Genomic DNA, 7,781 nt, shown 5'->3' on the forward strand with positions numbered 1-7,781 from the left:
GGAGTCACCGCAGAACATGGAAAGCACCGCAGCCACCTCGCTGGCGAGCCTGTGGGACGAGGTCTTCGGCACTCAGCCGGACCCCGACCTCTGGGTCGTCATAGCCACCGCCGTCGCCGCGCTCGCGGCGATCGTCCCGCACGGCGTCTGGCGGCTCTCGCGCAACGCCATCACCATCGCGCACGAGGGCGGCCACGGTCTGATCGCGCTGCTCACCGGTCGCACCCTGACCGGCATCCGGCTGCACTCCGACACCAGCGGCCTCACGGTCAGCCGCGGCAAACCCACCGGCCTCGGCATGATCCTCACCGCCGCAGCCGGCTACACCGCTCCCCCGCTCCTCGGCCTCGGCGGCGCCGCCCTCCTCGGCTCCGGCCGCATCACCCTCCTCCTCTGGCTCGCCACGATCCTGCTGATCGCCATGCTGGTCATGATCCGCAACGCCTACGGCGCCCTGACGGTCGTCCTCACCGGCGGCACCTTCGTGGTCGTCTCCTGGCTGGCGGGCCCCCAGGTCCAGGCCGCCTTCGCCTACGCGGTGGTCTGGTTCCTGCTGCTGGGGGGCGTACGCCCGGCGTTCGAACTCCAGGCGAAGCGCCGCCGGGGAGGCGCCGGCGACTCGGACGCGGACCAGCTGTCCCGCCTGACCCACGTGCCGGCGACGGTATGGCTCGTGATGTTCCACGTGGTGTCGGTCTGCGCACTGCTCGGCGGTGGCCGCTGGCTGCTGGGCCTGTGAAAACTCTTTGATGCCCGAACTTTTCGACCCCGCCCGAGGTGCGCCCCGTAAGGGGCGCGGGAAACTGCGCGACCAGCCACGACGACACCGAACCCGACAGGCGACGCACGTCAACCGGCTGAACCCGGCGATGCGAACCCCCACTAAAGTGGGCCCCATGGCCCTGAACGCACAGCCCGCCCTCTGGCCCGCCCCCCACGCGAGCGGAGCCGTCGACGCGACGGTCCACGTCCCGGGGTCCAAGTCGGTCACCAACCGCGCCCTCGTCCTCGCCGCCCTCGCGAGCGAGCCCGGCTGGCTGCGCCGCCCCCTGCGCTCCCGCGACACCCTCCTGATGGCGGCCGCGCTGCGCGCGATGGGCGTCGGCATCGAGGAGACCGTCTCGTCCAGCTCATCCGTCGCGGGCGGCTCCGGAGAGGCCTGGCGCGTCCTGCCCACCGGCCTGCACGGCCCGACCACGGTGGACGTCGGCAACGCGGGCACGGTCATGCGCTTCCTGCCCCCGGTGGCCGCCCTCGCCGACGGCCCCATCCGCTTCGACGGAGACCCCCGGTCGTACGAGCGTCCCCTGAACGGCGTGATCGACGCCCTGCGCGTCCTGGGCGCCCGGATCGACGACGACGGCCGGGGCGCCCTGCCGCTGACGGTCCACGGCAGCGGCGCGCTGGACGGTGGCGCGGTGACGATCGACGCGTCCTCGTCCTCACAGTTCGTGTCGGCGCTGCTGCTGTCCGCCCCCCGCTTCAACCAGGGCGTCGAGGTCCGTCACATCGGCTCGACGCTGCCCTCCATGCCGCACATCCGGATGACCGTCGACATGCTGCGCTCGGTCGGCGCGCAGGTGGACACCCCGGAGTCGGGCGGCGAGCCGAACGTCTGGCGGGTCACGCCGGGCGCGCTCCTCGGCCGCGACCTGACGATCGAGCCGGACCTGTCCAACGCCCAGCCGTTCCTGGCGGCGGCCCTGGTGACCGGCGGCAAGGTCGTCATCCCCGACTGGCCCACGCGCACCACCCAGCCCGGTGACCAACTCCGCGAGATCTTCACGGAGATGGGCGGCACCTGCGAACTGACCGAGTACGGCCTGGTGTTCAGCGGTTCGGGTTCGATCCACGGCATCGACGTGGACCTGGGCGAGGTCGGCGAGCTGACCCCGGGCATCGCGGCGGTCGCCGCCCTCGCCGACTCCCCCTCGACCCTGCGCGGCGTCGCCCACCTCCGCCTCCACGAGACGGACCGCCTGGCCGCGCTCACCAAGGAGATCAACGAACTCGGCGGCGACGTCACCGAGACCGCCGACGGCCTCCACATCCGCCCCCGCCCCCTGCACGGCGGTGTCTTCCACACGTACGACGACCACCGCATGGCCACGGCCGGTGCGATCATCGGCCTGGCCGTGGAGGGCGTGCGGATCGAGAACGTGGCGACGACGGCCAAGACCCTGCCGGACTTCCCCGAACTGTGGGCCGGGATGCTCGGGAAGAACTGACGGGCGGACCGGGATCATGCGCCGTTACGGCAAGCACACCGACGAGGACGACATCCCCAGCCGCCCGAACCGCAAGGGCAACCGTCCCCGTACGCACATCCGTCCGAAGCACGAGGACGCCGCCGAGGGCATGGTCCTCACCGTCGACCGGGGCCGCCTGACCTGTCTCGTCGAGGACCGCGTGGTCTTCGCGATGAAGGCCCGCGAACTGGGCCGCAAGGCCGCGGTCGTCGGCGACACCGTCGCCCTCGTCGGCGACCTCTCCGGCAAGAAGGACACCCTCGCCCGGATCGTCCGCATCGCCGACCGTACGTCGGTGCTGCGGCGCACGGCCGATGACGACGACCCGTACGAGCGCGTCGTCGTCGCCAACGCCGACCAGCTCGCCATCGTCACGGCCCTCGCCGACCCGGAACCGCGTCCCCGGCTGATCGACCGCTGCCTGGTGGCGGCGTACGCCGCCGGCCTGTCTCCCCTCCTCGTGCTCACGAAGTCGGATCTGGCCTCCCCCGACAAGCTCCTGGAGCTCTACGGCGACATCGACATCCCGTACGTCGTGACGAGCCGCGAGGAACTGGAGACGGGCGGCGCCGCCGACCGCGTACGCGGTCACCTCGCCGGCAAGGTCACGGCGTTCGTCGGCCATTCCGGCGTGGGCAAGACGACCTTGGTGAACGCCCTCGTCCCCGAGGACCGCCGCCGTACGACGGGCCATGTGAACGCGGTGACGGGCCGCGGCCGGCACACCACGACCTCCGCGCTGGCCCTGCCCCTGGCGGACTCGGACGGCGGCTGGGTGGTGGACACCCCGGGCGTACGGTCGTTCGGGCTGGCCCACGTCGACCCGTCCCGGGTCATCAACGCCTTCCCGGACCTGGTGCCGGGCACGGAAGGCTGTCCGCGTGCGTGCAGTCACGACGAACAGGACTGCGCGCTGGACCAGTGGGTGGCGGACGGGCACGCGGACCCGGCCCGGCTCTACTCCCTGCGTCGGCTCCTCTCGACGCGCGAACGACGGGAAGGCGACTGACCTCCGCGTTGTTTGCGCCCCCTCCCACCCGGTAAGTGCATAATCGCACCGAGTCGGAGCCCGACCAGACGAGAGCACACGAAGCGGTCACGGAACGTGGGGACACGGGAGGACGAGACATGGCGTGGCTGCTGGTTGTCGTGGCGGGGCTTCTTGAGACCGGATTCGCCGTCTGCCTGAAGCTCTCGCACGGATTCACCAGACTCTGGCCCACGGTCGCCTTCTGCGTCTTCGCGCTCGGCAGCTTCGGCCTGCTGACCCTCTCCCTGAAGAAGCTCGACGTCGGCCCCGCCTACGCCGTCTGGACGGGCATCGGCGCGGCCGGCACCGCGATCTACGGGATGATCTTCCTCGGCGACATCGTGTCGATCCTGAAGATCGTCTCGATCAGCCTGGTGATCGTGGGGGTCGTGGGACTGCAACTGTCGGGTTCGGCGCACTAGTTCGCGCGAGTTCCCGCTCCGGCTACAGATGTCGTCTGTCGCCTACAGGTGGTTGAGGGAACGGTTGGGCTGGCGGGGCAGCGCGGTCCGCACGAGATCCGTGACTCCGCCCTCACTCGGGGGTGCCGCCACGCAGGACAGGGCGAGCCGCACGGTGAGTTCGCAGGAACGGGCCAGTTCCACCGTGTCCGACTTCGGGGTGCCGGGCGCGGACAGGACGGCGACGGCCCGTTCGCGTACCAGGGCCACGAAGTCGGCGGGCGCGGGCAACGGTCCGTCCGCGCGGCGCTGCGCGGGCACCGCGGAGGACGAGGGCACCGCCGAGAGCGTCGGCGAGGGCAGACGCTCGCTCCAGCAGCCGGTGAGCATGGCCCGAACAAGTGCGTTGTTCCGGGATGCCGCCACGGTCCACTCGGCGGTCGCCGCCAGCCGGTCCCGGGTGTCCGCGGGGGTGGCCAGCGCCCGGTCGACGCCCGCCAGATAGCCGTCCGCCGCCCTCCGGACCAGGGCCCTGGCGAGCCCCTCCTTGCTGCCGAACTCGTTGTACAGCGTCTGACGTGACACTCCGGCCACCGCCGCCACGTCCACCATGCGCACGGCGGACCACGGCCGGCGCACCAGCGCCGTGTAAGCGGCGTCCAACAAGGATTCCCGCGCTGCAGGCATCATCGCCTCCCTAAAAGCGAGCGGGCGGCTCTGGCCCTCAGATTTGACGCGCATCAAGTCACTGTCAAGGGTTCGCGGCGGCTCTCAGGGGCGCACATCAGCCAACGTGCGCGGCGTACTCCGACCCCACCCTGCCCGGCCGCCCCGGCCTTAACGCCACGCAGCGACGCGACGCGACACACCTCGTGTGCCCGTACTCGACTGCGGGCAATCGTGCCGCTGGGGCGGCACGGGTGGGCTCGGCGGCACCCGGCAAGCGCCGGTGAGCGAAACCCACCCCGCCCGGCCGAAGCCGCCGGGTGCCCATCGATCCCCGCCCCGTCCCCGGCACCCCCAACCGACCTCCGGCCCCCTGTAGCCCCGTACCGACCTCGACAGATACCGTTCGCCACATGGCCGACTACCTCGACGACCTCCGCTTCGCCCACGTCCTCGCGGACGCCGCCGACGCGACCACCATGGCCCGCTTCAAGGCCCTCGACCTCAAGGTCGAGACGAAGCCGGACATGACCCCGGTGAGCGAGGCCGACAAGGCGGCCGAGGAACTCATTCGCGGCCAACTCCAGCGCGCCCGCCCCCGGGACGCGATCCTCGGTGAGGAGTTCGGCCTCGCCGGCACCGGCCCCCGCCGCTGGGTCGTCGACCCGATCGACGGCACCAAGAACTACGTGCGGGGCGTTCCCGTCTGGGCCACCCTGATCTCCCTGATGGAGGCGGCCGAGGGCGGCTACCAGCCCGTCGTCGGTGTCGTCTCCGCCCCTGCCCTGGGCCGCCGCTGGTGGGCCGCGAAGGGTCACGGCGCCTTCACCGGCCGCAGCCTCAGTTCGGCCTCCCGCCTGCGCGTCTCCGGTGTCGCCGAGCTGTCGGACGCCTCCTTCGCGTACTCCTCCCTCAGCGGCTGGGAGGAGCGCGGCAGCCTCAACGGCTTCCTGGACCTGACCCGCGAGGTGTGGCGCACGCGCGCGTACGGCGACTTCTGGCCGTACATGATGGTCGCCGAGGGTTCCTTGGACATCTGCGCCGAACCCGAGCTCTCGCTCTGGGACATGGCCGCCAACGCGATCATCGTCACCGAGTCGGGCGGCAGTTTCACCGGTCTCGACGGCCGCCCCGGCCCGCACAGCGGCAACGCGGCGGCCTCGAACGGCCTGCTCCACGACGAGTTGCTGGGGTACCTGAACCAGCGCTACTGACCGGCCACGCCGTCCCCCTTCCGCCTCCTCCCGTCACCCCTCCTCCCGTCACCTCCCGCCTCCTTCGGATGCGTACGGGACCCCGAAGTGATCCCGGGGCGCCCCGAACTGGCCACGCACGCCCCCTTGTTGACCTCCGCTTTACCTGCCACATTGAGAGTCCCCCCACTTGTGAACTTGTGAATCCCTGAACTATCCGTTCGCCGGGATTCCCTAGGAGGTGGCTGAACTCCATGCTCGTCCGCGACGCCATGAGCACAGTGGTCCTGACCATCGGCCCCGATCACACCCTCCGGCAGGCCGCCGCCCTGATGTCGGCCCGCCGGATCGGCGCGGCCGTGGTCCTCGACCCGGACGCCGGCGGACTCGGGATACTGACCGAACGCGACGTCCTCAACTCCGTCGGCCTGGGCCAGAGCCCCGACGCCGAGCGGGCCCACGCCCACACCACCACCGACGTCGTGTTCGCCACGCCGTCCTGGACCTTGGAGGAAGCGGCCCGCGCCATGACCCACGGCGGCTTCCGCCACCTGATCGTCCTCGACCAGGGCGCCCCCATAGGCATCGTCTCGGTCCGCGACATCATCCGCTGCTGGACCCCGGCCCGACAGCACGCGACGGCCTAGCCGACCCCGAACGCACGAACGGGCCGGGAACCTCCAACGAGATCCCGGCCCGTCCTCAACGACAAGCGGTCCAACCCCGGCCAGCCGCACAGAGCCTGGACGGCGGCCTCCAGGCGCTTGCCGAAGCCTTGACCGATCGACAGTCTCTACCGATCGCACCCGATCCTATATTGGACTAAATCCAAGTCAATCAATCTTCTAAAGTCACACCTGTTCGGGATCTGTTCTCTCATGCTGTTACGCTGACCGGTATGAGTGACCTTCTGGAGCGGCTGCGCGGACGCGGATGGCGCATGACCGCGCAGCGGCGCGTCGTGGCGGAGGTCCTCGACGGCGAACACGTCCATCTGACGGCCGACGAGGTGCACACACGCGCTGTCGCCAAGCTGCCCGAGATCTCCCGGGCGACCGTCTACAACACCCTGGGTGAGCTGGTCGTCCTCGGCGAGGTGCTCGAGGTCGCCACGGACAAGCGGGCCAAGCGGTACGACCCCAACGCGCACCGCCCGCACCACCACCTGGTCTGCGCCCGGTGCGGCACGATCCGGGACGTCCACCCCACCGGGAACCCTCTCGCCGACCTGCCCTCCTCCGAGCGCTTCGGCTTCACCGTCTCGGACGTGGAGGTCACCTACCGAGGTGTCTGCCCGACCTGCACGACGGCATAGCCTCACCGGCACACGACAGAGCCCCCGGCAGCGGAACCGCCGGGGGCTTCTCTCTGCCCGCCATGACAACTGATCGATACATCGCCACAGCGACACACCCAGGGCCCGGAACCTGATCGGTTCCGGGCCCTGGGTCTTCAGTAGCGGGGACAGGATTTGAACCTGCGACCTCTGGGTTATGAGCCCAGCGAGCTACCGAGCTGCTCCACCCCGCGTCGACAGACTGAACACTACGTCACGGCCACCGACCAGCGCAAATCCCTTGAGAGCGACCCGGCCGCGGCAGGCGCGCGCCCGGCTGTCACGGTGCGGGCAGTCGTGTCGCCAGGGGCGGCACGGGAGGGCGCGGCGGCACCCGGCGAGCGCCGGTGAGCGACACCTGCCCCCGCCCAGCACCGCCCCCGGGCACCGTCACGCCACCGGCCCTCACAACCGCCCCGGCCGAGAACGGCTACGCCGACATCTCGTCCCGCAACGCATCCCGCAACCGCGCGGCCCGCTCCACGACCTCCGCCGGCCCGAGCGCAACGGCCCGGTCGGCCCACCGCTTCCCCTCCACCAGCTCACCCCGACGCGCGTAGACGAGGGCAAGTCGCAAAGCCGCCCGCCCATGCCCCGCGTCGGCGGCCCGAGCCCACCACAACGCGGCCTCCGGCTCACTCCCCTCGCGGGCGAGCAGGAGCCCCAGATTGAACGCCCCGTTGCGCGACCCGGACTCCGCCGCGACCCGGTACCACCGCGCCGCCTCCGCGACGTCCCCCCGCCCCGCGGCCAGCATCCCGACCCGTACCTGCGCCCGCCGATGCCCCTGCGACGCGGCCCTCTCGTACCACTCCTCGCACTCGTTCTTCTCCCGTACCGGCTCACCCAGTTCGTGCGCGGGCGCGGGCGGCCGACGCGCGTCGAGCACCGCGGCCAGCCGGTACG

General features: G+C 71.3%; 9 protein-coding genes and 1 tRNA gene. 7 read left to right on the forward strand and 3 right to left on the reverse strand.

Annotated elements, in window-relative coordinates; genetic code table 11:
• Positions 1-16 precede the first annotated feature (16 nt).
• The 4 genes from AWZ10_RS08000 to AWZ10_RS08015 all read left to right on the forward strand — a co-directional run bounded on the left by AWZ10_RS08000 (position 17) and on the right by AWZ10_RS08015 (position 3,701).
• Entirely contained in the window at positions 17-739 is a 723-nt protein-coding gene (locus AWZ10_RS08000) for a M50 family metallopeptidase (protein ID WP_046703920.1), read from the forward strand.
• Between the two features lie 157 nt (positions 740-896).
• Positions 897-2,228, forward strand: a complete 1,332-nt coding sequence (gene aroA / locus AWZ10_RS08005) for a 3-phosphoshikimate 1-carboxyvinyltransferase (RefSeq protein WP_046703921.1) — start codon at positions 897-899, stop codon at positions 2,226-2,228.
• 16 nt (positions 2,229-2,244) lie between these two features.
• Entirely contained in the window at positions 2,245-3,258 is a 1,014-nt protein-coding gene (gene rsgA, locus AWZ10_RS08010; RefSeq protein WP_046703922.1) for a ribosome small subunit-dependent GTPase A, read from the forward strand.
• A 119-nt stretch (positions 3,259-3,377) separates the two neighbouring features.
• The gene (locus AWZ10_RS08015; protein ID WP_037695074.1) at positions 3,378-3,701 is read left to right on the forward strand and encodes a DMT family transporter; all 324 of its coding nucleotides are present in this window, start codon (positions 3,378-3,380) and stop codon (positions 3,699-3,701) included.
• Positions 3,702-3,743: 42 nt separating this feature from the next.
• On the opposite strand, the gene AWZ10_RS08020 is transcribed toward AWZ10_RS08015, so the two are convergent.
• A complete protein-coding gene (locus AWZ10_RS08020) occupies positions 3,744-4,367 on the reverse strand; it encodes a TetR/AcrR family transcriptional regulator (RefSeq protein WP_046703925.1) in 624 nt (207 codons plus the stop codon).
• A gap of 392 nt (positions 4,368-4,759) precedes the next feature.
• On the opposite strand from AWZ10_RS08020, the gene hisN reads away from it, so the two are divergent.
• From hisN to AWZ10_RS08035, 3 genes are all read left to right on the forward strand, one after another.
• Positions 4,760-5,560, forward strand: a complete 801-nt coding sequence (hisN, locus tag AWZ10_RS08025; protein ID WP_037695072.1) for a histidinol-phosphatase — start codon at positions 4,760-4,762, stop codon at positions 5,558-5,560.
• Positions 5,561-5,793: 233 nt separating this feature from the next.
• A complete protein-coding gene (locus AWZ10_RS08030; RefSeq protein ID WP_060890755.1) occupies positions 5,794-6,186 on the forward strand; it encodes a CBS domain-containing protein in 393 nt (130 codons plus the stop codon).
• A gap of 251 nt (positions 6,187-6,437) precedes the next feature.
• The gene (locus AWZ10_RS08035; RefSeq protein ID WP_046706261.1) at positions 6,438-6,854 is read left to right on the forward strand and encodes a Fur family transcriptional regulator; all 417 of its coding nucleotides are present in this window, start codon (positions 6,438-6,440) and stop codon (positions 6,852-6,854) included.
• A gap of 141 nt (positions 6,855-6,995) precedes the next feature.
• On the opposite strand, the gene AWZ10_RS08040 is transcribed toward AWZ10_RS08035, so the two are convergent.
• Together AWZ10_RS08040 and AWZ10_RS08045 are read right to left on the reverse strand one after the other, a co-directional pair.
• A tRNA-Met gene (locus AWZ10_RS08040) sits at positions 6,996-7,069 on the reverse strand.
• 236 nt (positions 7,070-7,305) lie between these two features.
• A partial coding sequence (locus tag AWZ10_RS08045) for an SEL1-like repeat protein (RefSeq protein WP_167365927.1) occupies positions 7,306-7,781 on the reverse strand: 476 nt, incomplete at its 5' end.

Source organism: Streptomyces europaeiscabiei, from assembly GCF_001550375.1.
GTDB lineage: Bacteria > Actinomycetota > Actinomycetes > Streptomycetales > Streptomycetaceae > Streptomyces > Streptomyces europaeiscabiei.

Coding starts and splice junctions, on each gene's coding strand:
- AWZ10_RS08030 (WP_060890755.1), top strand. CDS start 5,794: ATGCTCGTCCGCGACGCCATGAGCACAGTGGTCCTGACCATCGGCCCC.
- aroA (WP_046703921.1), top strand. CDS start 897: ATGGCCCTGAACGCACAGCCCGCCCTCTGGCCCGCCCCCCACGCGAGC.
- hisN (WP_037695072.1), top strand. CDS start 4,760: ATGGCCGACTACCTCGACGACCTCCGCTTCGCCCACGTCCTCGCGGAC.
- AWZ10_RS08000 (WP_046703920.1), top strand. CDS start 17: ATGGAAAGCACCGCAGCCACCTCGCTGGCGAGCCTGTGGGACGAGGTC.
- AWZ10_RS08035 (WP_046706261.1), top strand. CDS start 6,438: ATGAGTGACCTTCTGGAGCGGCTGCGCGGACGCGGATGGCGCATGACC.
- rsgA (WP_046703922.1), top strand. CDS start 2,245: ATGCGCCGTTACGGCAAGCACACCGACGAGGACGACATCCCCAGCCGC.
- AWZ10_RS08015 (WP_037695074.1), top strand. CDS start 3,378: ATGGCGTGGCTGCTGGTTGTCGTGGCGGGGCTTCTTGAGACCGGATTC.
- AWZ10_RS08020 (WP_046703925.1), bottom strand. CDS start 4,367: ATGCCTGCAGCGCGGGAATCCTTGTTGGACGCCGCTTACACGGCGCTG.